At 67.6% G+C, this 24,702-nt stretch carries 25 protein-coding genes, 2 tRNA genes and 1 pseudogene; 10 read left to right on the top strand and 18 right to left on the bottom strand.

From position 1 onward, the window contains the following. Positions 1–9 precede the first annotated feature (9 nt). Positions 10–762: an alpha/beta fold hydrolase gene (locus LQF10_RS04205; RefSeq protein WP_231066247.1), complete on the bottom strand. Its 753-nt coding sequence runs from the start codon at positions 760–762 to the stop codon at positions 10–12. 198 nt (positions 763–960) lie between these two features. Here LQF10_RS04205 and LQF10_RS04200 point away from each other — a divergent pair, with 198 nt between their 5' ends. Beyond that, positions 961–1,098, top strand: a complete 138-nt coding sequence (locus tag LQF10_RS04200; RefSeq protein ID WP_231066246.1) for a hypothetical protein — start codon at positions 961–963, stop codon at positions 1,096–1,098. Between the two features lie 6 nt (positions 1,099–1,104). Here the strand turns inward: LQF10_RS04200 and LQF10_RS04195 are convergent, their stop codons facing one another. Further along, complete coding sequence (locus LQF10_RS04195) at positions 1,105–1,269, bottom strand: LPXTG cell wall anchor domain-containing protein (protein WP_231066245.1); 165 nt, start codon at positions 1,267–1,269, stop codon at positions 1,105–1,107. 148 nt (positions 1,270–1,417) lie between these two features. Continuing rightward, entirely contained in the window at positions 1,418–2,035 is a 618-nt protein-coding gene (locus LQF10_RS04190) for a TetR/AcrR family transcriptional regulator (RefSeq protein WP_231066244.1), read from the bottom strand. A 126-nt stretch (positions 2,036–2,161) separates the two neighbouring features. Here LQF10_RS04190 and LQF10_RS04185 point away from each other — a divergent pair, with 126 nt between their 5' ends. Next, the gene (locus tag LQF10_RS04185; RefSeq protein ID WP_231066243.1) at positions 2,162–2,902 is read left to right on the top strand and encodes an SDR family NAD(P)-dependent oxidoreductase; all 741 of its coding nucleotides are present in this window, start codon (positions 2,162–2,164) and stop codon (positions 2,900–2,902) included. A 94-nt stretch (positions 2,903–2,996) separates the two neighbouring features. Continuing rightward, entirely contained in the window at positions 2,997–3,785 is a 789-nt protein-coding gene (locus LQF10_RS04180; protein ID WP_231066242.1) for an alpha/beta hydrolase family protein, read from the top strand. Positions 3,786–3,799: 14 nt separating this feature from the next. Here LQF10_RS04180 and LQF10_RS04175 read toward each other — a convergent pair whose 3' ends face one another. After that, positions 3,800–4,240, bottom strand: coding sequence for a VOC family protein (locus tag LQF10_RS04175; protein ID WP_231066241.1), 441 nt, complete (start codon positions 4,238–4,240; stop codon positions 3,800–3,802). Positions 4,241–4,709: 469 nt separating this feature from the next. On the opposite strand from LQF10_RS04175, the gene LQF10_RS04170 reads away from it, so the two are divergent. Next, positions 4,710–5,288, top strand: a complete 579-nt coding sequence (locus LQF10_RS04170) for a dihydrofolate reductase family protein (protein WP_231066240.1) — start codon at positions 4,710–4,712, stop codon at positions 5,286–5,288. Here LQF10_RS04170 and LQF10_RS04165 read toward each other — a convergent pair. From LQF10_RS04165 to LQF10_RS04130, 8 genes are all read right to left on the bottom strand, one after another. Next, complete coding sequence (locus tag LQF10_RS04165; RefSeq protein WP_231066239.1) at positions 5,267–6,061, bottom strand: helix-turn-helix domain-containing protein; 795 nt, start codon at positions 6,059–6,061, stop codon at positions 5,267–5,269. The genes LQF10_RS04170 and LQF10_RS04165 overlap by 22 nt on opposite strands. Next, positions 6,058–6,912: a hypothetical protein gene (locus LQF10_RS04160; protein ID WP_231066238.1), complete on the bottom strand. Its 855-nt coding sequence runs from the start codon at positions 6,910–6,912 to the stop codon at positions 6,058–6,060. Before LQF10_RS04160 ends, LQF10_RS04165 begins: the two co-directional genes overlap by 4 nt. Before the next feature lie 155 nt (positions 6,913–7,067). Continuing rightward, entirely contained in the window at positions 7,068–7,460 is a 393-nt protein-coding gene (locus LQF10_RS04155; protein ID WP_231066237.1) for a hypothetical protein, read from the bottom strand. A gap of 675 nt (positions 7,461–8,135) precedes the next feature. Continuing rightward, positions 8,136–8,211 (bottom strand) — tRNA-Ala (locus LQF10_RS04150). 36 nt (positions 8,212–8,247) lie between these two features. Beyond that, positions 8,248–9,210: a hypothetical protein gene (locus LQF10_RS04145; RefSeq protein ID WP_231066236.1), complete on the bottom strand. Its 963-nt coding sequence runs from the start codon at positions 9,208–9,210 to the stop codon at positions 8,248–8,250. 93 nt (positions 9,211–9,303) lie between these two features. Next, complete coding sequence (locus LQF10_RS04140; protein ID WP_231066235.1) at positions 9,304–9,870, bottom strand: GNAT family N-acetyltransferase; 567 nt, start codon at positions 9,868–9,870, stop codon at positions 9,304–9,306. 10 nt (positions 9,871–9,880) lie between these two features. Continuing rightward, positions 9,881–11,113: a molybdopterin molybdotransferase MoeA gene (locus LQF10_RS04135; RefSeq protein WP_231066234.1), complete on the bottom strand. Its 1,233-nt coding sequence runs from the start codon at positions 11,111–11,113 to the stop codon at positions 9,881–9,883. After that, entirely contained in the window at positions 11,110–12,018 is a 909-nt protein-coding gene (locus tag LQF10_RS04130) for a UTP--glucose-1-phosphate uridylyltransferase (protein WP_231066233.1), read from the bottom strand. Before LQF10_RS04130 ends, LQF10_RS04135 begins: the two co-directional genes overlap by 4 nt. Before the next feature lie 130 nt (positions 12,019–12,148). On the opposite strand from LQF10_RS04130, the gene LQF10_RS04125 reads away from it, so the two are divergent. Further along, entirely contained in the window at positions 12,149–12,769 is a 621-nt protein-coding gene (locus tag LQF10_RS04125; RefSeq protein ID WP_231066232.1) for a 5-formyltetrahydrofolate cyclo-ligase, read from the top strand. 27 nt (positions 12,770–12,796) lie between these two features. Here the strand turns inward: LQF10_RS04125 and LQF10_RS04120 are convergent, their stop codons facing one another. Continuing rightward, on the bottom strand, positions 12,797–15,481 hold the full coding sequence (locus tag LQF10_RS04120; RefSeq protein ID WP_231066231.1) for a penicillin acylase family protein: 2,685 nt from the start codon (positions 15,479–15,481) through the stop codon (positions 12,797–12,799). Here LQF10_RS04120 and LQF10_RS19450 point away from each other — a divergent pair. Next, positions 15,453–15,704, top strand: a pseudogene (locus LQF10_RS19450) (FmdB family zinc ribbon protein); the annotation flags it as partial. The gene LQF10_RS04120 and the pseudogene LQF10_RS19450 overlap by 29 nt on opposite strands. Positions 15,705–15,766: 62 nt before the next feature. On the opposite strand, the gene LQF10_RS19445 reads toward LQF10_RS19450, so the two are convergent. Beyond that, positions 15,767–16,021, bottom strand: coding sequence for a hypothetical protein (locus LQF10_RS19445; protein ID WP_354002650.1), 255 nt, complete (start codon positions 16,019–16,021; stop codon positions 15,767–15,769). 57 nt (positions 16,022–16,078) lie between these two features. On the opposite strand from LQF10_RS19445, the gene LQF10_RS04110 reads away from it, so the two are divergent. Next, positions 16,079–16,735 carry an SAF domain-containing protein gene (locus LQF10_RS04110; protein ID WP_231066229.1) on the top strand — a complete coding sequence of 219 codons (657 nt, stop codon included), beginning with the start codon at positions 16,079–16,081 and terminating at the stop codon, positions 16,733–16,735. 26 nt (positions 16,736–16,761) lie between these two features. Further along, positions 16,762–17,172 (top strand): large conductance mechanosensitive channel protein MscL, encoded by a 411-nt coding sequence (gene mscL / locus LQF10_RS04105; protein WP_231066228.1) that lies wholly within the window; start codon positions 16,762–16,764, stop codon positions 17,170–17,172. A gap of 33 nt (positions 17,173–17,205) precedes the next feature. Here mscL and LQF10_RS04100 read toward each other — a convergent pair whose 3' ends face one another. The 3 genes from LQF10_RS04100 to LQF10_RS04090 form a co-directional block, all read right to left on the bottom strand. Further along, complete coding sequence (locus LQF10_RS04100; protein ID WP_231066227.1) at positions 17,206–17,442, bottom strand: hypothetical protein; 237 nt, start codon at positions 17,440–17,442, stop codon at positions 17,206–17,208. A 2-nt stretch (positions 17,443–17,444) separates the two neighbouring features. Further along, positions 17,445–21,716, bottom strand: a complete 4,272-nt coding sequence (locus LQF10_RS04095; RefSeq protein WP_231066226.1) for a PDDEXK-like endonuclease domain-containing protein — start codon at positions 21,714–21,716, stop codon at positions 17,445–17,447. A 203-nt stretch (positions 21,717–21,919) separates the two neighbouring features. Next, a tRNA-Arg gene (locus LQF10_RS04090) sits at positions 21,920–21,995 on the bottom strand. An 87-nt stretch (positions 21,996–22,082) separates the two neighbouring features. Between LQF10_RS04090 and LQF10_RS04085 the strand changes: the two genes are divergently transcribed. After that, complete coding sequence (locus LQF10_RS04085; protein ID WP_231066225.1) at positions 22,083–22,559, top strand: hypothetical protein; 477 nt, start codon at positions 22,083–22,085, stop codon at positions 22,557–22,559. Beyond that, the gene (gene rocD / locus LQF10_RS04080) at positions 22,556–23,722 is read left to right on the top strand and encodes an ornithine--oxo-acid transaminase (protein WP_231066224.1); all 1,167 of its coding nucleotides are present in this window, start codon (positions 22,556–22,558) and stop codon (positions 23,720–23,722) included. The genes LQF10_RS04085 and rocD overlap by 4 nt, the downstream gene beginning before the upstream one ends. A gap of 42 nt (positions 23,723–23,764) precedes the next feature. Here rocD and LQF10_RS04075 read toward each other — a convergent pair whose 3' ends face one another. Then, positions 23,765–24,700 (bottom strand): universal stress protein, encoded by a 936-nt coding sequence (locus LQF10_RS04075; RefSeq protein ID WP_231066223.1) that lies wholly within the window; start codon positions 24,698–24,700, stop codon positions 23,765–23,767. Positions 24,701–24,702: the final 2 nt, after the last annotated feature.

The raw sequence follows: 24,702 nt of genomic DNA, 5'->3' as shown, positions 1-24,702 counted from the left end.
CGTGCTCGTTCATACGGCCCCTCGATGACGGTGGATCCACGGGTCGACGGTGGCGTGGAAGGCGTCGGTGCTGTCGCGGCGGACGCAGTGGCCCGCGCCAGGAATCACGGCGATCTCGACCCGTGAGTTGCCGATCGCCTGGATCTCGGCGAGCTGATCCTCATGGAGGATCACGCCGTTCGTGCCGGTGACCAGCAGCGTCGGCACCGTGAGCCCGCGGATGATCTCTCGCCAAGGATCCGACGGCGTAGCGCGCCCCTGGGCGAGGAAGGCACGATCGGTCTGATCGTAGGCACGGCGCCATGGCCCGATCTCGCTTGCCGGCCAATGCTTGCCCGGTTGGCCGCGGCCGCCGAGGAAATCCCGCCCGCGCGCACGCTCGCGATCGGGCGGGAGGTCGCGCCACGAGGGGTCTTCGAGTACGACGGCGGTGGCTAGGTCCGGCCGTCGGTAGGCGATAGCTGCCGCTGCGGCGCCGCCCATGGAGTGCCCCACCAGGATCGCCGGGCCGGGGAGCTGCTCCAGCACCGCGATGGTCTCGGCGAGCATCGGCTCGATCGGGTCCCTCTCGAGCTCGTCGGGACGGAACCGGTCCGACTCACCGTGCCCGAGCGCATCCGGGGCGATCACGGTGTAGGTCGGGTACCAGTGGGCTATCGCATCGGCCCAGCACCGGCCCGAGTCGGTGATGCCGTGCAGGAGAACGAGGGTGGCGGCTGGTTCGGGCGAGGCCCACGTGTGCACCTTCAGGCGAGAGCTCATGCGGGGATTGTAGGAGAGCGCGGGGACATTGGTCCCTGGTGTCGCAACAGCGATTCCTCGCCGTCATCGGGTGGCTGCCACGAGACGGACCGGAGGTTGTGGTGCCAGAAGCGACAGTGAGCGACGCGGCGGCCGAGGTGCTGGCCGAGCTGGCGGAACTCGAGGATTCGACGATTCGTGCCGTGAACGAATCCCGCGGTGACCTCTCCGTTCGCACCGATCTGGATCGAGGAGATCGAACGGCGCCGAGAGGCTACAGCGTACGCCGGAGGAGACGATCGGCCCGGGCAGCGCCGCAACGATCTGGACCCGCCGTCGACCGGTTCACGACGGTGAGGTGACTTACGCGGCGTTGCTGCCGGTCTTCCGCTTAAACCATAGGTAACCGGCCGTGGCGAGGAAGAGAACGAGGCCGATGAAGGTGAGCCAGAGCAAACCCTCGATGAGTAGCCCGAGAACGGAAACGACGAGCCAGGCGATGAGCAGGAAGGCGACGAACTTGAGCATGTTCAAATCGTAGGCGCAGCGCCCCTGCCACGCTCGCCGGCCCGCGATCACCGTGACCGCCCACATCGTCCGATCCACGTGCTCCGGCTACACAGATCACTCCTCGTCCGCGTCGGAACCGGGCTGCGGTCTCGGCGTATGCCTGGACTTAGAGATCACGCGCCGCCCCCTCGACCAGAGCATTCCAGCCCGTCATGGCTATGTCGACGACAGCGTGCGCCTGCGCGCGGTTGAACCCATCACGGACCTGGATCGAGAGTCCGTGCAGCACCGTCTGAACGTAGGACGCAGCCGCTGCGGCATCCAGGTGCGCGGGCAGGTCACCTTCGGAGATTCCGCGCTCAATCCGAGCTTCGATCGTCTCCCGGTCATGGTGACGACGAACAGTGAGCTTGCGGTCGACCTCTTCGTGGCCGGAGCCAAGGTTGATCGCCGCGAGCACGACCATGCAGCCGGGAGGTGTCGCGGGATCTGTGTAGGCGTCGGCATGGGCACGCAACACGGCCTCAATCGCATCGCTGGCCTTGGGCCTGGTCAGGGCCTCGTCCGTCGGCGTACCGCCTGGCGGGTCGTACAGCTCGATGGCCTCGTCGAACAACTCGGCCTTAGAGCCGAAGGCGGCGTACAGACTGGTTGCGGTGATCCCGAGTTCCGCCGTCAGCATCGCAACTGAGGCGCCCTCATAGCCTCGACGCCAGAACACCTCCATCGCCTTCCGCAGAGCCGCGTCCCTGTCAAAGGTGCGCGGACGACCTCGCGCTGCCATCAGCTCACCTCCTGATCTTCGCCCCTCGCCTACTTCATCGCGCCGTTTGACGATTGAGGAGCGATCACTACACAATATTATATGTAGTGATCGCTACATATTTCAGATCATCGAGTGGAGACCGCAATGAGCCGACTACTAGACAAGACCGCCCTCGTCACTGGAGGTAGCCGGGGCATCGGGGCCGCCATCGCTCAACGACTGGCCGCGGACGGTGCCCGCGTCGCGTTGACGTATCACGCCTCCGAGGACCGCGCGCAACAGGTTGTCGACCAGATCAGTGCCGATGGCGGTACCGCCATCGCCATAGAGGCCGCCATGGAGGACCCGGCTCAGGTGGAGTCCGCGGTGGAGTCGACGGTGCAGGCCCTCGGGGGGTTGGACATCGTGGTCAACAATGCCGGGATCTTCCCGTACGGCCGGATCGAGGATCTGACGCTGGCTGACTACGAACGGACGATGGCCGTCCACATGCGCGCCGTATTCGTCGCCGTCCAGGCTGCAATACCCCACCTGGGCGCCGGCGGCCGGATCATCAGCATTGGCAGCAGTTTCGTCGAACGAGTGCCTGGGCCGGGGATCAGCCTGTACGCCATGAGCAAATCAGCACTCGTGGGGTTCACCAAGGGCATTGCCCGCGATCTCGGCGAGCACGGGATCACCGCCGTCGTGGTTCACCCCGGTTCGACCGACACCGAAATGAACCCCGCCGATTCGCCCGACGCCGACGCTGAGCGAGCACTCACCGCGCTGGGCCGATACGGCACCCCAGAGGAGATTGCTGCACTTGTCGCCTACCTGGCGGGGCCTGAGGGTGCCTACATCACTGGAACTGCCATCACCGTTGACGGCGGCGTCAACGCGTAAGGACATCGGCGACCGTCCCTGCGGTGAAGCCGTCGCGTTCGAGTACCACGCGGGGCCGCGTTACGGTGTCCGTCCGACGACGTGCACTGGAGGGATGACGATGGCGGAGCGGGTGCGTTTCGCGAGCTCGACGGGTCCGCTGCTCGCAGGACTGCTGGACGTTCCCGAGGGAGAGGCGCGCGGCTGGGCCGTCTTCGTCCACGGTTTCACCCTCGGCAAGAACTCCCCCGCAGCCGCCCGGATCTGTCGGCAATTGGCGGCTGAAGGCATCGGCACGCTTCGCTTCGACGCACTCGGCCTCGCCGACTCCGACGGCGACTGGGGTGACGGATCGTTCACGGTGAAGGTCCACGACACCGTCGCCGCCACCCGGTTCATGGCCGAGCGCGGCACGCCGGTCTCGGTTCTGGTGGGGCATTCCTGGGGTGGCGCGGCTGCAATCGCCGCTGGGCGGGATGCCGGTGTCGGCGCCGTGGTCAGCATCGGCGCACCGTCGGACCCAAGCAACGTGGAACGTCACTACGACGCCGTCGTCGACCGGGCGTGCCAAGACGGAAGCGCGCAGTGGCTGGTTGGCGGGCGAGGACTCACGCTCAAGCGGGACTTCGTCGAGGACGTTCGCCGCGCGGATCTGACGGACAAGGTTGCCGCACTCGACCGGCCGCTGCTGATCATGCACTCGCCGACCGACAACACGGTGGGCATCGACAACGCTAGCGAGATCTTCCGTATGGCACGCCACCCACGCAGTTTCGTCTCGCTCGAGGGGGCAGATCACCTGCTCACCGAGCCCGGGCAGGCGCAGCGGGCGGCGCGGATCGCGGCTGCCTGGGTCGAGCCGTACCTCAACCCGGCGTCGGCTGACAGCGAACTCGGTCGGTAGGCAGCGAGCTGCCGTCAGGTGAGTTGCTCGGCTAGCGCGACGATGATCCCCGCGGGGCCACGGAGGTAGCAGAGCCGATGGCTGTTCTCGTACTGCGCCACCGCTCCCACAAGTTCCGCGCCATGGCGCCGCAGGTCGGCGAGGGTGGCGTCGAGGTCGTCGACGGCGAACATGATGCTCCGTAGTCCCAGCGTGTTTCCGAGAGCGTCAGGTGGATCAGTGCTGATCACCGCGGGAGTGCGGAACCTCGTCAGTTCGAGCCGACTGTTGCCGTCCGGGGTCCGCATCATCGCAATGTCGACTCGGACGTCGTCCAGCGCGTTGACCTGGTCCACCCACGGCCCCTCGATCGGCGCCTGGCCTTCCAGTTCCATTCCGAGCTCGATGAAGAAGGCGATCGCTGCCTCGAGGTCATCGACGACGACGCCCACGTGATCCATTCGTTGAAGCGTCATGACGATTCTCCTCCTTGCCGTGTGGCCCGATGGGGCCGCTGATGCTCCTGGGACGGAGCCACCGTCGCGTTCTCGACATTCACGCTCGGCGCCTAGCTCCCTGCAGGCGGGCCCGTCGTAGCGACGGCAATAGTGCGATTTGCGTGGTCGGCCGCGTGACGGACCTGCACTCGACCCTTTCGTGGACCCATGCGGTATCGGGAGAAGACAGAAATGGCCATGCCAAGGAGCGGGGCTGCCGCCGCCTCCGGACGATCAATGTTGGCGCCTCCTGCGACGCTCACCCAGACTCAACGACCGGTTGGTGAACAGTGGCCCGATCGACGCGCACGAACGGACCCGCTGACCCCGCGTCGGCCGGTGGAGTGACCTCTGGCACTGACCGCGGCAAGCGCGGGTACCTAGGCTGAGCCTGCGCCGATGAAGCTGCGGACTCGCGACGCCGAGGCGTCACACAGGAGGAACCACGATGACTGCTGAGTACACCTGGGACGTGTTCTCCACCCTTGACGGCTACGGCTCGTATGCCGAGGGGGCCGACTGGGGCGGATACTGGAGCAAGCAGGGTCCCGAGCTGCTCGAGGCTCGCGCCGCGATCTTCACCAACGCGCAGCGGATGGTCTACGGGGCCACCACGTTCCGGGAGATGGCGGAGATCATGACGTCCGGCATCGATCCGAATGCGCTCGATGAGTGGAATCTGCTGACGATGCGCGCGCCGGCTACGGTGATCTCCTCCACTTTGCACGACACGCTTGGCTGGCCGGACGCGACCATCGTCAGCGGTGACGCCGTAGACATCGTCACCCGGCTCAAGGAGGAGTCGGATGTGCCACTGCGCTCGCAGGCCAGTCTCTCGTTGAACCGCACCCTGATGGCCGCCGGACTCGTCGACCGACTGCATGTGACGATCTTCCCCGTCATCTCAGGCCAGACCGGAACCAGTCCGATCCTGCGCGGCGCCGCCGACTTCCACCTCGAGTTGCTCGATAGCCGGACGCTGGACGGGCACACCCAGGAACTCGTCTACCGCCCCACGCCGCGCTGACGGCGCCCGATGATGGAGAGGAATCGTGCCCAGACGTCTTGTTGTGCTGGGCTGAGTGTCTGTGCCTGCATCTGCTCAACCATCGCCATGATCGGCGGGCCGTCGCCGGCTGGAGCACGTCCTGCTGCTTCCCAGACAGCATGAGCGAACTCCGCGATGCGATGCGCGAGCCGCGTGGCACTTGCTGCATCGATGCGGGTGTGCCCTTCAAGGCGTTCGAACTCCTGGTACCAGGCGCCCTGTTCGGCCAACGCGGTTGAATCCAGCGCGTCAAGCACTGTCTCCGCAGTATCCGCATCGACCTCACCGCTGGTGGTGAGTAGCGTCCACACGTCCTGATCGAGTCTCTGCGTTCTTGTGGGGTGCGCTGAGTCCGAATATCGACCCGGTCGCAGCGCGAGCTTGGACAACTGCGCCAAAGTTCGCCGCTGCGCCTCAATGCGTTCTACGTGCTCTTCCAGTTCCCGGTCGAGCCTCGCAAAGAGTTCTGCCTGGTTCAGGTCGTCCTGATCGAGGATCCCCGCGATCTTGCGCAGCGGCACGCCGCTCGCCGCCAGCTGCCGAATCCGCAGAAGCGTGACCAAGTCGTCAACACTGTAACGTCGGTACCCGTTCGCGTCACGGGGCACGTCGGGGAGCAACCCGATTGCGTGATAGTGGCGCAACGCCCGCGGGGTCGTTCCTGCAAGGTTGGCCAGGTCATGACTGCGCAGCACGAGGTCGCTCGATGACGCCTCGTCGCCCTCGCCCAGCATTCCCGCTTGTTGGCTCATGTCGTCGTCGAATCAGGTACGTGCCCCAGTGCTGCCAGAAATGAGTCAGGTTCGTCGATATGGAGTTGCACTTCGGAAGCATGGAAGTCGGCGGGCAGGTGCCTGGGCGGTATCGGAGCCGCGGCACGGACTGGCTCGCTGAACTTGATGAGTACGTTGGTGCTCTGGAACGCCGTGAGGATCAGCTGCTCATCGTCGATGTGTGGTTGCGTATGCGCATGATTCGCGTGTTGCTTCGCCACGAGAATATTGGTCAGAGGAGTGACGAGCACCGTCGAGTGCCCCCATCGCAGGTGCAGAGCACCCTCCTTCACGAAGTGCGGGTGGACCACGCGAGACGCCAGATGGCCAAGCACGAACAGCACGCTCCAGATCGTGAGGATGATCAACACGATTTGCAGCCATGGCCACGGGACGAGAAAGTGCACCACGACGAGTTCTACCAGACTCACGGCGATCATCACGGCCGGGAACGTCATCGTGCCGCGCGTGTACCCGAACGGCCGTGCATCAGCCGTGACCCGTCGCTTGCCGCTCGCGAGCAGGAACAAACTCGCGAAAGCCCGAAGTTCAGCGACCGCACCACGCAGCAACGGCTCTTCCGACGCAAGCCGATCGAGGAAACCCGCATTCGTTTCTGATTTCGTACGAGCGACGTGGTTCAGCCGGAAGGCGGTAATGAAAACGAGCACCAGGAGCAGTGGTATTTCGATTGTCAGAAACAGACGCCACGCTGTGGAGCCGGGGAGTACACCCGCAAGATTCAATGCGAGCAAAGCGATCACCATGGCAAGAGTGAGGCCCGCATGTCCTCGATGGACCCTGCGGAGCCAACGAGCCCGCTGCGTCATGCTCCCTAGTCTCAACTACGACGTAGCGTCGCAGTCAACTCTCTTCCAACGCTGCCGTCCGCCCGTCTCTCCTGGCTGCCCGCGGGGAGACCCGCGAATCCTCGCCTGGCTCGACCACCACCGCGCCCCAGTTCGTCGTGGTGCGCGCTCTTTGCTCAGCCGTCCACGCTGGCGGTACAGGTCACTGCCTCACCCGGCGCAGACGACTCCTGCTCCTCAAGCACGATGGATCCGTCCTGCACGACGGCGCAGCGTAGGACAGCATCGGGAACACCACCGACGGAGATGGACACCTCGTCATCTGCGAGTGCCAGGGTCTCGAAGGTCGCGGGGGTCGCCTCGCTGGCAGAGACCGTGGCGCCGGTGGTCTGCTGCTCACTCAGGCCCGTCTGCCGCGTGATGTACTCAACGCGCAGGACGGCGCCGTCGCCTCCGCCGGACACCACTTCGGCCTCATAGGTCAGCGCAGATGAACTTTCCATGCTGCCACACCCGCCCAGACTGAACGCGGCGGCCAGTCCGGCTGCGGCTACCAGTCCGTGCGTCACGAACCTCTCCGGTGCCCTCGAAGAGTTCCTCCTGGTGCCGATGAAACCGTGCATCATTCCCCCACTCGTATTCGCCGTCGTCTGCCGGGCCACGCAGCCGCAGAGTGTGTGGCGGTGCGTGGTCACCAGCGTGCATGAATCATGCTGCCCTGCCCGCATGCCGTTGGCGTCACCCCTGCGTAGGACAATGCCATCAGCCGATGGGTGGAGCTCACCTGTCGTGATGAGCCACCTTGCGGATCACCACCGCTGCCGAGTGTGCGAGAACCCACGCATGACTCCCGCAGTACACGACCATCCGCCCGCGCCCGGCACACGTACCACGCGGCGCCGCAGACCTTCCAGGTCCGCTCCGCCATACGCCGTGAACGCCCCGCGATCGGGTGCCCTCGCCACCACCTCACCTCGTGCTCAGCGCACTGGCACGGTGCTTCGTCAGCCGGTTGCATGACCCTTCACGACCCCCGAACTCCAAGTTGGCCTCCAACCGGAGCCATACCGTGAACGCAGCTCGGCCCCGTCTCTGACTTCCGCCAGCAACGGAGCCGATTACGTCTGGTGGAGCTAGGGGGAACCGCCTCTCCTCGCTCCGCTGCGGGAGGCTCGGCGAATCCACTCTGCCTTCAGTAACGACAGATGGGACCGGCAAAAAGCACGCCGGTCCCATCTGTCATTTGGTGGAGCTAGGGGGATTCGAACCCCCGACCTTCTCATTGCGAACGAGACGCGCTACCAACTGCGCCATAGCCCCAAGATCGGGATCCAGGATAACACTTCGCGTGGCGGCCTACTGCCCCACCGCGCGGCGCCGCTCGAGCACCGCCTGCAGGTCCACTGACGGCCCTGGGACGGTTCGGTTTGACCCGGCGACGTCCGCCTGCGCCTGCGCCTGCTCAGCAGCATGGGCTGCGTCCGCAGTGGCGATCTCCTGCGCCATGGGCGCGGCTTCTTCAGCCGTGATCGGAGCATTCTCCCGGCGTGGTGCCGCTGGCTTCATCGTGTACATCGGCGCGGGCACCGGCACCGGGGTCCAACCCTCGCCCGTCGGAAGATCCGGGCGGGTCGCCGGAACGTGGGGCGCTGTCTCCATCGGCATCGGGTCGATATCGATGCGCAGGCTGGACGGCTTCTCCTGTACCGGCCCAGCTCGCCGGGCCGCCCGGGTCTCGTCGGCCTTGCGAGCGCGTTCGATCTCGGCCACCCATCGCTCGTCAGCCACTCGCGCTGCGGCTGCGGCACGGCGACCCAGCACAAGCACGCCGAGGAACGCCACCGTGGGGACGATCCCGGCGGCGACATTGATCGTCGACATCCCCACTACGGCCCACCCCCCGATGGTCGCGGCGAGCAACATGAGAGTGAGGACCAGCCGGCGCTTCGCCGCGGCAGCACGGCGGCTGGCGGCAGCGGCGCGCGCGGCGCGGGCTGCAGCCGCGCGGCGCATGTCCGCGGCGGCGAGCCGCTGAGCGACGGGCGAGTGCATGGGGTTCTCCTCCTCGGTCCGCGGGCGGTGCAGGTATCCGCGGCTACTGCTGATAGTGAGTGGTTCGGTGGGGTTCGTGCCGGATCGGGCCAAGACCCTCAGTTCCGCAGAGAATCTGTCCGCCACTCGTGAATCCATCACCACCTGTCGGGATCGGATCACGGTAGGAAGCAGATATCCGAAGAACATCACTGCGATCGCCAGTACGACCCATCCGGCGAACTCCACGTTCTGACCGTAGAACCGGATCGGCTCCGAACGGCCCATCACGGTCGGCGTGTCGCCCGCGGCTACGACCAACTGAACCCATTTCTCGTGAGTGAACCCCCGCCGTCGGGGGTTCACTCACGAAAACTGGGTTCAGTTGGCGAGCGCTGCCACCAACCCGGCACCGACCTCTTCCCGGTTCAGCGCGAAGCTGCGGTGGTCGGCCCACGTTCCCTGGATGTGCAGATAGCCACGGCGCAGACCCTCCTCACGGAACCCGAGCTTGGCCACCACGCGCAGACTTGCCGCGTTCTCCGGGCGGATATTGATCTCCACGCGATGCAACCGCAGGCTGAACCAGCAGTAGTCCGCAGCCATGGCCACGGCCAGTGGCGTGATCCCGCGTCCAGCCATATGTTCAGAGATCCAGTAGCCGATCGAGGCCGCTTGAAGGGACCCACGGGTCACCCCGGCGATGGTCACCTGCCCCACGAGTTCGCCGCGGTGGTCCATCACGAAGGAGTATCCGGTGTCCTCTCGCGCGGCACGCGCCTGGTCGCGCACATACTGCCCGAAGGTCGGCCGGTACGGGCGCACGTCCGGTGAGGTCGCCTCCCAGGGCGCCAGCCAGGCAGCGTTTCGACGGCGGAGCGCCTCCCAGGCGGACCGGTCACGTCTGCGCAACGGCCTCAGGCGCAGGCCCTGGCTCACCAACTCCATCGGTGGTCCATCAGCTTTCCAGTACGAGGCAGTGCAGGCGCGCCCCGACCTCGACCTCCTCGACCGACTCGGGAACGACAGCCAGCGCATTGGCACGAGAGAGTGCGCTGACGAGCGGTCGCCTCGGATCCCCCACGGGTGTGGCACGGTATCCCTGCTCCGGGCTGCCGAGCACCGTGATCGGCACGAACTGACGCCGCCCGGGCGGTGAGGTCCATGCGTGCGTCACCGTAGCCGAGACCGTCGGCCGGTACCGCTCGGAGTGGCCGGCCATCGCCAGGAGCGCCGGTCGCACGAACACCTCATATCCCACCTGGGTCGCCGCCGGATCGCCAGGCAGGCAGATGATCGGAGTCTCCCGCGCACCTTCGTCAGCCCCACCGATCACCCCAACGCCATACTGCCGTCCCGGCCAGATCGCCACGTTGTCGAATCGCACCGAACCGAGCTGGCCGACCACTTCCTTGACTGTGTCGTTGCCGCCGTAACTCAAGCCGCCCGTGGTGATCACCAGATCGGCACGGACGAGCTGGTCCTCAAGGGTCTCCCGCAGCCCGGATCGCTCGTCCGGTACCGCCGCCACCCGGAAGGTGGATCCACCGGCATCCTGGACCGCCGTGGCCAGTGCATGTCCGTTCGCGTCGAAGACCTGCCCAGCACCGGCCCGTCGTCCCGGCTCCACCAGCTCGTCCCCAATCGAGACGAGCACCACCCGTGGCCGCGGATGGACACCGACCCGGGACCGGCCGAGTGCCGCCAGCAACGCGATCTGCCGGGCACCGATCCGCTGCCCGGCAGCGATCGCGATCTCACCCGCGCGCAGATCCTCCGCCTGCCGGCGGACGTTCTCCCCCTCCTCAGGGCCGAGGCGCACGTGCACGGTGGCACGACCGCCGTCGGTCTCCTCCACCGGAACCACCGCATCGGCACCTGCCGGCATCGGTGCTCCCGAGGAGATCCGCAGGGCCGCTCCGGTGACCACCCGGTGACTGTCCGTGGATCCGGCGCGCACATCGTCCAGCACGCGCAGGATGACCTCAGATTCGGGCCCGGCCCCATCCACGTCCCTGCTGATCACCGCGTAACCATCACGGCCGGCAAGGTCGGCTACCGGCAGGTCCGCCGGAGCGATCACATCCTCGGCCAGGACGCACCCCACGGCATCGTGCAGGACCACCTCCAGCGGCGGCAACGGCTGCAGCAGCTCCAGAACGGCGCCGAGGTGCTCGGAAACGGACTTCATCGTCCGGCCACGTACTCCCGGAGCCACGCGTGGAAGTCCTCACCGAGCTCGGGATGGTCGGAGCCGAGCTGCACCACTGCCTTGAGGTAATCCAGCCGATCGCCGGTGTCATACCGGCGGCCGCGGAAGATCACACCGTGCACCCCTCCACCAGTGCCGGTGCGCTGGGCCATCTCCTGGAGCGCGTCAGTGAGCTGGATTTCCCCGCCGCGCCCGGGTTCGGTGGTGCGCAACACGTCGAAGATCTCGGGCGCGAGCACATACCGACCGATCATCGCCAGGTTGCTTGGCGCGTCGGCTGGCTCCGGCTTTTCCACCATGTGCTGAACCCGCACCACGTCGTCACCGAATCGGTCGGTGACGTCGTGTGCCACTGCTTCGACGGCGGCGCAGCCGTAGAGGCTGGTCTGCGATGGCGGCACCTCCATCAAGGCGATCACCGAGCCGCCGAGTGCTTCCTGCACGGCGAGCATGGTGGGCAGGATCGGGTCGCGTGCGTCGATCAGGTCGTCCCCGAGCTGCACGGCGAATGGCTCGTCGCCCACATGGGCGGCGGCGGTCAGCACAGCATGCCCAAGCCCGAGCGGGGCGCCTTGACGCAACACGTGCACCTGGGCGAGGTCGCTGGATGCGCGTACCGCATCGAGGCGCTTCTGGTCTCCCTTGGCCTCGAGCACACGCTCCACCTCGGGGGCGCTGTCGAAATGGTCGGAGACTGATGACTGCCCACGGCCGGTCACCAGTAGAACGTCGGAAAGCCCGGCCGCCGCGGCCTCCTCCACCACATACTGGATGGCCGGGGTGTCCACCACCGGCAGCATGACCTTCGGTATCGCCTTGGTGGCGGGCAGGAACCGGGTGCCGAGTCCTGCCACGGGAACAACTGACTTGGTCACTGAGGTCATGGTCGAAGGCTATCGGGCCTCCAGGTTTGCTTCATCCTGGAATGCCTGCCGGCGTTCCGGCCGGTGAGACACCCCGCCGAAGGGAGCCGTTCCGCTAGCCGAGGGCGGTGCGGCCTGGGAGAGTAGTCCCATGTGGTCACTGTCGGGCACCCTGCCGCGCGATGCCGGGTTGGAGCTCGAGGACGCGAAACAACTCGTCCGCGATTCGGTGCGCAGGCACCGCAAGGACCGGTCGGAGCGGGAGCGGCGCGAGGCCGCCGATGCCATCGCCGTTCATGCACGAGGCCTTCTCGACGGCGTCCGGTGCGTGGCCGCGTATGCGTCTCGTCCGGGTGAGCCGGACACCGGCCCGTTGCTGGACGTACTGGATGAGGCGGGCCTGGAGATCCTGCTACCGATCCTTGGCCCCGGCCTGAGCCGGGATTGGGCGAGGTATCGCGTGGGCGAACCTCTGGAGGTACGTGCGCCGGGTCGTCCACCTGAGCCCAGCGGACCTGGGCTCGGTGAACGGGCGATCGCCGACGCCGACCTGATCTTCGCTCCCGCACTGGGAGTGGATTCGGCCGGAATCAGACTCGGCCAGGGCGGCGGCTGGTACGACCGGGTGCTGGTGCATGCGCGCCCCGGAGTGCCGGTTTTCGCCGTGATCTATGACGACGAGCGCGCCACGGACGCGCTGCCTGCCGCCCCGCATGATCGTCCGGTTGACGGCGTGCTCGCACCCTCAGGTGTGGAACGGCTGAGCCGCTGACGGCGGGCAGCTGGACTGCCCGCCACCTCAGGGGCGAAGCGTGAGCGTACGTGACTCGGCCGCGTCGATGGCCTCCCGGCTGAACGGCCAGGCGAACGTCTCCCCGGCTGCCCACGCCTGGTACTGATCGTCGTAGTGCGCCGACGCCGGATGGCCAGAGCTCCCGGTCAGGTTCACCCAGGTGGAGGCGTCTAGATCTCCGAGATCCACCACCATCCGCATGGACGGCACCGCTGTCACGGAGAAGTCGGGGTACCCCTCGATCCAGGCGTCGGTGCGCCAGCCGTTCGCGTTCACGATCGAGGATCCGCCGCCAAGCTCAGTCGGGCTCAGGTTCATGTAGTCCGCAATAGGCCCAGGAATAGCGGCGCCACCGAGCACCGCGTGTTCAGGCGTCAGCCCGTGGATCCGGCCCCACCGCCAATCCTCCGGATCCTTGCCGAGGGAGACGGTCAACTGGGTCCGCGCGTCGTCGAGGGCCTGGATGAGAATCCTGTCCCGCTGTTCGACTTCGTTCAGCGTCGCTCGATCGTCCCACCATGGACTGTCCTCGTCCTCGAGCAGCAGCCGGACAGCTTCGATCCATCGGCTGCCGCCGGACGGGCGCTGCACTTCCGCGACCTGATCCCAGAACGTGAGCCGGAGCAGATTGGTCCACACCGAGGAGAAGTACGCCGCTGCGGCGGAGTCGGCGTCGTTGACGTAATCCCAGTCCTCGAACAACCGCATGGCCTCAGCCACGAACCCTTCGGAGCCTTCCAGTCCCGAGGTGTCCAGCTCCAGGAGCGCCGGCACGAGCATTTCTGCGGCCGGGTTCACCTCGTTCTGCTGGATCTGCGACATGTGCTCCGCAGTGATCGGTTCACCAGCCTCCACGAGCGTGGCGATCTCGTCACGGATCTGTTGAGCGCGGTAACCGTAGTCAAAATCGACGCCGAACTCGCTGTAGCGGCTCGGGGTCCGCACCGGCTGGTTCGCGGCCACGATGTACCCGGCAGCTGGGTTGAGCTCAGCCGGCAACTCGGCCGGCTCGAGGTAACCCTGCCAGTCGTAGCGCGGATCCCACCCGGGCCTCGGCCACGATCCGTCCGCCGGCACTGCGCCGTCATCGACTGGTCCGCGCACGGGGATCCGGCCGGGCGCCTGGTAGCCGATGTCACCATCGGTGGTGGCGAAGACGATGTTCTGAGTAGGGACCTCGAACAACGCCGCCGCCTCAGCGATGTCGCCGGCGTCGGCTGCTTGATCGATGGCGAACACCGCATCCATGGTCCGGCCCGGGGTGAGCGCGGTCCAGGAGAGCGAGACGGCGAATCCGCTCAGCCCCGCCGGTGGAGAGTTCTCCGGTAGCGGCACTCCGCCCGCACCACGTGTGCTCGCGAGCACGTCAGAGATGATCGGGCCGTGCTCGGTGGAGCGCACCGTCAACTCGATCGGGTCTGCGCCGTTGACCTCGATGGTCTCCACCCGCTCGGTGATCGGATGCCGAGCACCGTCGTAGAGATAGGTGCCGTCTGGGTACAGCCGCTCCAGGAAGAAGTCACTGCTGTCCGCGGTGAGGTTGGTCAAACCCCACGCCAGATCGGCGTTGTGCCCGATGATCACTCCCGGCATGCCTGCGAACGTGAATCCACTGACGTCGAACGGGCACTCCGGCCCGGTGGTGCGGCAGTGCAGGCCCGCCTGGTACCAGATTCCGGGAACAGAGGGACTCAGGTGCGGGTCATTGGCCAACAGGGGCGCGCCGGTGGCTGTGTGATCGCCCGAGACCACCCACGAGTTGGAGCCAATGCCTTCACCGGTGCCGAGCGGGTGCGGAACGGCCGTCAGTGCCGCGAGGGTCGTCTCCACGGCCGCGAGCGCGCCCGTACCCCCGGCGTCCACGCTGCCGCCCTCGTCTTCGATGGCAGCATCGGCCTCCTCGGTCCCCTCCTCAGCGGAGGCACCGTCACCGTCACTGTTTTGCTCCGCGGTGTACTCGGTATGGGCTTCCACCTCGCGCTCGGTGGGCAGGATCGGGAGGTTCTGCGTCGTCGGATACTGCGGGAAGATCGCCTCCACCATGTCCAGATCGCCCGTCTGGCCGTAGGTGGCAGCACGTTCGAGCTCGTCGGAATAGTTGCCCACCAGATCCCAGGCCATCGCCTTCAGCCATGCCAAGGAGTCGATCGGGTCCCACGGCTCCACGTCATCGACGTCGACGTTGAGTCCGAGCACGGTGTATTCGATGCCGAGGCTACTCGGCGCCCGCTCGGCAAGGTAGGCATTCACACCGTCGGCGTAGGCGCTCAGATAGGTGCGGGTGCGGGGCTCCAGCAGGTCCCATTCCTGTTCCGCGACGCGGCGCCACCCCATCGTCCGGATGACCTGATCCGCCGTGATGGCGGTCTCCACCTCACCCACGAGCTCGGCGAGGCGTCCGGCAGTGAGATGGCGCCGGTAGTCCATCTCGAAGAACCGGTCTTGGGCGTGCACATACCCCTGCGCCATGAAGAGGTCAGCTGCTGTGTCCGCGTACACCTGCGGGATCCCGAGCTCGTCGCGGATCACCTCCACATCGGCGCTGAGGCCCGGGAGCTCCTGCTCGTTGCCGTGAGCGGGCAGGGGGCGCCGGAGGAACGTGAACGTCGTCACCACCCCGGCAACGAGCGCGACGACGACCACAGCGGCGATAGCAAGCGCGATGCGGCGGACCACGGACTTTCCAGACACTCCTCGAGAGTACCGTCGCCCACCGGCCTCGGGCCGCTGGGAGATGACGGCGCGGAGAACGGTGCCGCTCGACGTAGAATGTGCTGCCGGTCATTTCCGCCGGCACAGTTCCGCTCCGGAGGATCAGGTGCCCACCTACGCATACGCGTGCTCGTCTTGTTCGCATTCGTTCGACATCTACCAGTCGTTCAGTGACGACACTCTCACCGTGTGCCCCGAGTGCGGGGAAGCGTCACTACGCAAGGTGTTCTCCGCCGTCGGCGTGGTGTTCAAGGGATCGGGCTTCTACCGCAACGATTCACGCGACTCCTCCGGTGGTTCGAGCAGCTCGTCCGGATCGTCCTCCTCGAACTCGGAGAAGTCCTCCAGCTCCGAGAAGTCCTCCAGCTCGGACAAGTCCAGTTCGGAGAAGACCGGTTCAGGCACGTCCGGCGAGAAGAAGAGCGATTCCTCTGCCTCCTCCAACTCGGGAGCGAAAGCGGCGACGCCGGCCTCTTGAGCTTGCGCACGTCCACAAAGGACGGCGCGATGCCGCGTCATCCACACCCCGTTCGGTGCTCAGGTTGCCGCCACGTGGCGTCCACTTAGCGTCGGCTCATGACGACGTCCCCTCGCCTGCGTGGCTACCTGTGGCGGTTCCGGTTCGTGCTGGCCGCGGCGTGTGTCACGTGCGCCGGTCTCCTGCTCCTGGCTGACTTGCGCCCCGGCCCGCGGACCGTCGAGATCACGGTCACCTCTCGCGACATCCCCGCCGGCACGGTACTGACCGGGGCCGACCTCCGGCAGGAGCAGGCGCTCACAGCCCCCGGGGACGCATGGGAAACGGAGGAGCTCATCGGTGCCCGGCTGGCGGCCGGGCTTCCTGAGGGTATGCCGATCCCTGGAACTGTCCTGGTCGGCCCCGGGCTCACCGAGGCGGCGCCGCCGGGAACGGTCGTACTGCCAGTGCGGCTGGCCGATCCGGCAATGATGGCATTGGTGCGAGTGGGTGACCGGATGGACCTCTATCAGGCGCCCACTGATTCGGCGAGCCTGGCCGGCGCCGCAGGTCCAGCCGAACTCGTCGCCGAATCAGCGCTAGTACTCAGCCGGATGGACTCCGACGCCGGCGCCGCAGGTTTGCTCGGCGTCGATACCAGCGAGCAGCCTGGCGTGGTCGTCGTCGCGGTGGCCGACGATGACGCTACTGTGCTGTCCGGCGCCGGCAGCCTCGCACCCGTGCGGGCCGTGCTCGTGCCGGGGGATACATCGTGAGCGCACCAACAAGAACAGGACCGATCATGCTGCAGGGATTCAAGGACTTCATCAGCCGAGGGAACGCTATCGACCTCGCCGTCGGTGTGATCATCGGTGCCGCGTTCGGCGCGGTCGTCACAGCCCTGGTCGACAACGTCCTCAATCCACTCGTCGGCGGAATCTTCGGCCAGCCGGACCTCGATCGCATCTGGGTCATTACGATGAGGGCCGCCGAGGGTGAGGTTCCCGCCACCGAGATCCTCGTCGGGACCGTGCTGACCGCACTGATCAACTTCCTCCTGGTCGCCGTGGCGCTCTACTTCGCGGTGGTGGTTCCGATGAACAAGCTGGCCGAGCGCCGTGCGAAGGGCGAGGAACCCGCGCCCGAGGCACCAGCCGAAGACATTGCCCTGCTCACCGAGATCCGTGACCTGCTCGCCAAGAACAAGGCCTGAATCCCGCACCACAACCATCAGGGCGTGCCGCCGCTAGGACCAGTGTGGCGGCACGTCCCGGCGCAATCGTTCGTCGTCATCGATACTGCCAGGACTGTCTCCGCCGGCCTCGTACCGACGGCGATCCACCAGCGGCTCCGGTCCGTTGCCCGGGCGAACTGCGCGCCGGTACCTGCGCCGGCGAGGCGGCTGAGCCTCGGGCCGAGTCTCGTCCTGTTCAGAACCCTCGCCCGGCTCGCGGTCGGCGGCACGGCCATCCGGCTCGATCACGCTCACTCCTGGGAGGGCTCGGCGTCGTCGGCCGACGGGTCCCCAGCGGACGAGTCCACGACCGGCGGGTCCACGGCCAGACCAGAACGTCGCACCGCCGCTGAGAGCACCGCATCCACGTGGGTCCCGCGTTTGACGATCCCGAGTTCACGGCGCAGCTCCTCACGCAGTTCGGGCACGGTGCGTACGGCACCGTCGGAAGCGATCCAGGCCACCAGCTGATCCAGCTCATCGTCGCCATACCCGCTCAATGGGCGCCCGGGCGGCACCGGTGGACGCTCGGTGCGGTCCCCGGCCAACACCGGCCGCTGGGCCGGGCGCCCTGTGACCTCACCCACCATGGCCAGCCCACGGGCCGACGTCGTCACTCGTTCGTCATCCTGCCGGCGCTGTGCGTGCTCGCCACTGCGCGGCATCGCCGTGGCGTCGGCGGCATCAGCGCTGTCGGGGGCATCAGCGCTGTCGGTGGCATCAGTGGTCTCGTCCACCCACGCCCGCGGCAGCGTCGGCGCATCCCCGGTGGGAGCACCCGTGCGCTCTCGAACGACGTCCTCAAGCACCGCGGCGATCTTCTCCGCCTCGCCCTGAGGGTCCATGAAGACGGCCGTGGAGTACGCAGTGCGCACGTGCCATCCCCGCTCGGTCAGTCGGTCCACCCAGTGCCGGTCACGGCGCCGCAAGCTCGGTTCGGCCATGTAGTCACGGTCGTCCGTGAGCACCGCCAGCAGTAATTCGCCGGGAAGCGAGGGGTGCCCGATCGCCAACGGGATCCGGATCCCGCCGGGGATGCCGTACCGAGGGACCACGGTGAGGCCACGGCGCCACAGCCGTTCGGCAAGGTCCAGCAGCAACCGGTCCACATCCTGATCGCCCTCGTCGTCGGGCCGTTCCACCTGACCGGCGGCGGCGAGTTCGAGCAGATCGCGAAGCATCTTCGAACCCGGGGCGCGGAGCCGCTCAGGATCGAGATCGTCCGCCTCCAGGCAGCTCACCACCGTGAGCCGGGTGCGCACCGCATCGAGGGTGTCCACCAGAAACGCGGCCCCATCGGGGCCGGAGATCGCCCCGAACCGGTGCAGCACGCGCCCGTGTGGGGTCTTTCCGAATCCGAGAGTGAGCACCACCGCGTCGCGCCGAAGACCGGCCGCCGATTCCACGTCCACGACGGTGAACGCCTCGGTGCGGCTCTGGTCGAAGAAGGCGGACATGCTGGCGCTTCCCGCTGCCACCGAGAGCACGGCTTCGCGCACCCGGTCTGCGTGACGGGTGTTCAGCGCCACCACCGCTAGAGTCTCCTCGGGCCGGGTCAGCGCATGCTCGATCACCAGATCGACGACCCGATCCACCTCTGCCTGCACACTCTCCACCACGTCCGAACCGGGCACCGGCATCCCGGTCCCGTGGACGACGTCGAGGGAAAGCCGAGGAGTGTCCGCTCCGCCGGGCGGCGCCGGCATGGGCCGCACTGCACCCTCGTACCCGTGTGCGCTCAGGAACGCAGCCAGCTCGGCCACCTGGGTCACCCGGCCCGGTTGGAGGGCGAGGCTCGGCAACCAGTTCACTGCAGCCACCAAGCCACCGGAGCCACCGCGCCGGGTGTCACCGACCACCACCACCTGGCGGGCACGTGCAATCGCGGAGACCACCTGCTCGACAGGCAGGTGCTGGACGGCGTCCAGGATGAGCAGGTCCACATCTCGCTCAGCGGGCAGCACCTGGGGAACCACCATCGGAGGCACGATCCAGACGGGCCGGGCCGCCCATGCCACCTCGGCGAAGCGGCTCAGCAGTTCCTTGAGGTCACTGTCACCACGGCGGACGTTCTTGTAGAACTCCTGTGCTGTGGGCCGGTCGGCGGCGATCACGGCCTGCACGTGTTCGCGCACGCGGGCCAGCACCGGGGCGGTCAGGCTCGCCGTCTGCACGCGGTCCAACTCGCGCAGCGTATCCGCCGCCTGCTCCAACGAGGACGACTCGAGTCCGGCGAGCACGAGGTCCCCGCTCAGGATCTCCTCGAGCACGCTGGACCACCACGCCAGATCGAACTCGGCACCCACCAGCGAGGTCGGCACTCGGCGATGGGTGAGATCGGCGATCAGCTCGTCCAGGCCAAGTTCGCTCAGATGCGCGAGAACGGCGGCGCGCTCGGGCAACTGGCGCAACGCAACGTCGTCGGCCCCCAGCCGCGCCACCCTGGTGCTCAGCTCGTCGAGCGGCACCTCGCCCAGGGTGCGCCCGCCGAGTGTGCCGGAAAGGACTGGCGAGAGTTCAGCGACCAGTTCAGCGACCGTGGACTCAGTGCGAGCAATCTCGGTCATCCCCTCAGGCAGCCGCGGCCAGCCACCGCCGGCGCAGTGCCGTCGCCACAGATCGCGGCGCTCCTGGACGTCGATCAGCTCGGAGTGCAGATCCCCCACCGAGCCACCCGGACGGAGCAGATCCCGTGCCTGACGGCGCAGTCGGCGCCGCGCTCCCCAGCTCAGGTCCACTCCGTGCTGCGCCCGCCATGAGCGGGTGCCAGTGGCGGCCACCATATCGGCGGCCGAACGCTCGAACACCTGCGCCGTGAACACGTCCAGTGACGAGCGGATACCGTCCAAGAGGATCAGCTGTTCCGACCATTGGTCCAGAGTCTCGGCCTCATCCAGACCGGTCTGAGCCGCCGTCCGCGCAATCTGCGCTCGCAGGTCCGGTAGCACCGCACCGAGCCCGCGCACCCGCTCCAGAGTCGCGGTGGCATGCTCGGCCGAGCTGAGCCGAGCACCGAACCATGGAGTGTCGGCCGCGCGGAGCCGGAACGCCCCCAGGGCGGCGGCACGTGCGAGCTCTTCCCGGGCATGCTGCCTGTCCTGCGGGGTCATCGATCGGACCGCGCGTGTGGCCACCCGCACTTGGGTGCGCGGGCCCGGCCGCTGTGACGTCAGCTCGGCCAACGCTTGGAGGGCGTCGTATGCGGAAGCGTCCCACGGCGGGCGGGCGGTGTGCAGGGCCGTGAGGTGGTCACCGAGTTCGCGGCGCGCCTGGCGTAGTCGCCCGCGGTCTTCGGCCAGTTGGTCGGGGTCGGCCGGAGGAGCCTCCGGATTGAGCCCGTCGATGAGGCGCTGGGCGGCAGTGCTTGGCCAACGAGGATCGTTGCTGAGGTCGAGGGCGAGGTCGGGCACACCTGCCGTGCGCATCGCGTCGAGGAGCGCTTGCCCGGCTCGGCGGGTGCCAGGCACGTACAACACTCGACGCCCCTGCGCCGCAGCCTCGGCTGCCACCGCCGCCATCGTCCCGGGAATGTCGGTCCCCGGCGGGGCATCGACCAGCAGGTGCCCCCCACCGGCGACGGCGTCGACCACATCCTGCTGCCCCGGGTCGAGATCGCCCACTCCCACTTCGGCGTCCGGGTCGCGATCGAGGGGGTTCGGCTCGGGCAGGTCCGTGGCAACGGCCACCCGGGCCCCATCGACCCCGGCGAGTGCGGCGATCACGTCATGGGTGGCCAGCTCGCGCTGCTGGGCGTCGAGATCGTCGGCGAGCGCCTGGCCCGGGTGCACGAATGCGCCGACCACGATTCTCGGTTCGAGTCGGAAGCCGGGCAGCGCCTCTCCCAGTTCGGCGATCCGCTCGAGTGCGGGCCGCGGGGAGAACCCGTGCGCACCCATCGTGGAGCGGGCGATCTCCTGGGCGTCGAGGTCCATCCCGTGTGCCTTGAGCTCACGCACGAGCAGGCTGTTGAGCTCCACCGCCGGGTCGATCTCGAGGTCGATTTCCGCATCGGAGCCGTGCACCCGTACCCGCACAGGGCGCAACAGCACGGGAGCATGTACCACCCTCGGGGCCGCCGGTTCGTCATGGCCGACTTCCGGTACGGCCGGAGTGTGACCGCCCTCATCAGCACCGGAGTCGGCAGCATGCTTCGGTGGCTCCGCACGTTCACGCAACGCCTCATCCTGGCCTGCCGCGGTGCTACGCCAGCTGGCCACCCCCATCGCCACATAGGTGGGCGCCACGCCGAAGCGCTGGGCGAGCTCCTCGGTACGGGCCACCACCACGCGGGCGCGGCGGCGGGCCTGGGTGAGCGCGGACCCTTCGCGGACAAGGTTGCTCAACGGCGTACTGCGCCCGGCGTAGAGCTGAGCGATCCCGGAGGGGTGCGCAGCGGTGAGCTCCACGATCGCATCGCCGAGGGCGTTCACATCCCACAGTGCGCTGCCACCTGCCAGATCGGCGAGCCGGCTGCGCCACTGAGCCACTGCTGCGGCGACCTCGCGCTCTCGGGGCGTGTCCACCTCAGCAGCCTCACCTGGAGTCGGCGACGCTGCCTGGGCGGCACGATGGCCTCCAGGCAGAGCGATTCGGACGGACCTCACCCCGCCACGCTAACGAACGCAACGCCGTGACGTCGTCTGACCCGCCGCATACCGCGGAACTGTTACCGGAAAGGCCGCAGTGATCGGGGCGCGGCGAGGTGGCTACACCCACCAGATCTTGTTGGTGCCCCCGGCGCGATTCGAACGCGCGACCTACCGCTTAGGAGGCGGTTGCTCTATCCCCTGAGCTACGGGGGCGGACCGTGGTGAACTTTACCGCCGCAGACCCCGCAGACGCGAAACGCACCCTCGCACTGCCCCGACGCAGTGTGGGACGGTAGCCGCGTGACCAGCACCACGGCATCGCGGGTGTTCCCCGCACGTGCCTCCGCGATGTTCGCTCACCTGACCACGTTGCCGCGCCATGAGGCGCTGATCCCGTTCACGCGGATCACCGCTCGACCAGCGCCGGCCCAGGTGGGCGACACGATCGTGGCCGTCACGGCCGGCCTGCTTCGGGACGTCATGCTGGTCACCGAGATATCCGCTCCCGACGACGGCCCTCGCTCAGGCACCATGCCTGCATCAACGGGGGTCGCCGTCTTCCGAAAAGTGGGGCCGGTACTGCTGGGCAGCGCGAGAATCGAAGTCACACCACTGGGGGCGAGTACCTGCCGGGTGGATTGGACCGAGGACGTGCGCCTGGCCGGAGCGTGGCGGATGCTGGAGGTGCCCCTCACTCCTGCACTCCACGTGATGACAACCCGTGCGCTGCGCCTGCTGGACGGCACCATCGACCGTAGTGAAGGGACTCGACGATGACGACCCTTGCGCCGAATTACGCCCCACTGCCGATAGAGGTCGCTTCCGCCGAGGGTGCCTGGGTCACCGATACAGCGGGCAGGCGGTATCTCGACTGCCTCGCCGGGTACTCGGCGCTGAACTTCGGGCACCGGCACCCTGACCTGGTGGCTGCCGCCAAGGACCAGCTCGACCGACTCACCCTCACCTCTCGCGCCGTGGGTCACGAGCTGCTCGAACCGTTCGCACGTGCCATCACCTCCCTCACCTCCACAGAGATGCTGCTGCCGATGAACACCGGGGCGGAGGCCGTGGAGACGGCGCTCAAAGCGGCTCGCAAGTGGGGGTATGAGACCCAGGGGATCAGCGAGGGAGATGCCACGGTGGTGGTGGCCGAGAACGCGTTCCATGGCCGCACCACGACGATCATCTCGATGTCGTCCGATCCCGAGGCTCGTGCCGGCTTCGGCCCCTACACCCCCGGGTTCCGGATCGTGCCCTACGGTGATGCCGATGCCGTGGCGGCCGCGATCGATGAGACCACGGTGGCGGTGCTGCTGGAGCCCATCCAGGGCGAATCCGGGGTGATCGTGCCGCCGGCGGACTACCTTCGCCAGGTCCGCGAGGTCTGCGACAGCACCAGCACGTTGCTGGTTCTCGACGAGATCCAGTCCGGGCTAGGCCGTACCGGCGCCACCCTCACCCAGGATCTCGCGGCTGTCCGGGCCGATCTGACCACCCTCGGCAAGGCGCTCGGCGGCGGCATCCTGCCGGTCTCGGCGGTGGTCGGCCGCTCCGATGTGCTCGGTGTGCTCACCCCCGGAACCCACGGATCAACGTTCGGTGGCAATCCGCTGGCGTGCGCCGTCGGACTCGCCGTCGCACGGCTGCTGGAGACCGGGCGCTATCAGGCTCGTGCGCGCGAACTCGCTCCCGTGCTGGCCGCCCGCGCCGGTGACCTGCTCGCCGGTGGGCACGTCACCGCCGTCAGGTCGATCGGCCTGTGGCTGGGCGTGGATGTGGCCACCCGCACCGGCCGCGAGGTGAGCGAGCGGATGGCGAGCCGGGGCGTGATCGCCAAAGAGACCCATGGCGCCACTATCCGCTTGGCGCCGCCGCTGTGCGTCACCCAGTCCGAACTGCACCTGATGATGGACGCGCTCGAGAGCGCCGTCTCGCCCTGACGACGCCGGGTCGATCAGCGAGAGACGCGCGACCCATCGAGGTCAGTGCCGCCGCTTCCAGCCCATGGCGATGGGTGGGAGCCCTTCGTCCTGGATCCGGGTGGGTACCACCAGCACCGGGCATGCGGAGTGGTGCAGGACCTGCTGGGAGGTGGATCCGAGCAGCATCCCGGCGAACCCGCCACGCCCCCGGGTGCCGACCACCACGAGGTCCACGGCCGTGGAGAACTCGGAGAGGAGCTCTGCACCGCTGCCGTCCAAGGCGTGCCGACGCACGGTGAGCTCACGCCCCTCCAACGCCCGATCCACGGTGACGTTGAGCCCTTCCTTGACGTCCGCGAGCACCACTTCGCGATCGACGGCGGCCGGTAGCCAACCCAAGAGGCCAGCGCCTGCGCCGATCGGAACTCCGACCACAGCGGTCAACTCGGCGTCCCACACCTCCGCCTGCTCGATCGCACGGTTCAGTGCCACCTTCGCCGAATCCGAGCCGTCCACGCCCACCACGATGCGGCGGATCGGAAGTGGCGGTTCGCCATTCTCCTCATGGTGCGGCACTACGACGGTCGGACAGTGCGCATGCGCGGGCAATGCGGAGGACACGGTACCGAGGATCCGTTCGGCAAAACCGCTGTGCCCCCGGGTACCGACGACGGCGAGACACACCTTCTTGGTGAGGTCCACCAGCACCCCGGCGGGGTCGCCGGTCTCGAGAGCGCTCGTCACATCGACGCCGCGACCGCTGGCGCGTTCGACCGCCTCATCGAGCGCGGCCTGGGCACCGTCGCGGATGGCGGTGTCGTCCAAGGTCGCGTAACCGCCGTCAAGCGAGGCGGCTGCGAAGGTGGGGAGGGCATAGGCGCACACCAGGTGCAGCCGCCACCCGACCCGCCGTGCCTGGGCCACGGCCCACTCCAGAGCGTTCAGGCTGGCCGGGGAACCGTCGACCCCGACCAGGACGACCTGTTCGTGCTCCATGA

The sequence above is a fragment of the Ruania halotolerans genome, from assembly GCF_021049285.1.
In the GTDB taxonomy this organism is placed as follows: Bacteria; Actinomycetota; Actinomycetes; order Actinomycetales; family Beutenbergiaceae; genus Ruania; species Ruania halotolerans.
Note: the sequence above shows the minus strand (reverse complement) of the source record. Positions and strands in the feature narration are given on the sequence as shown.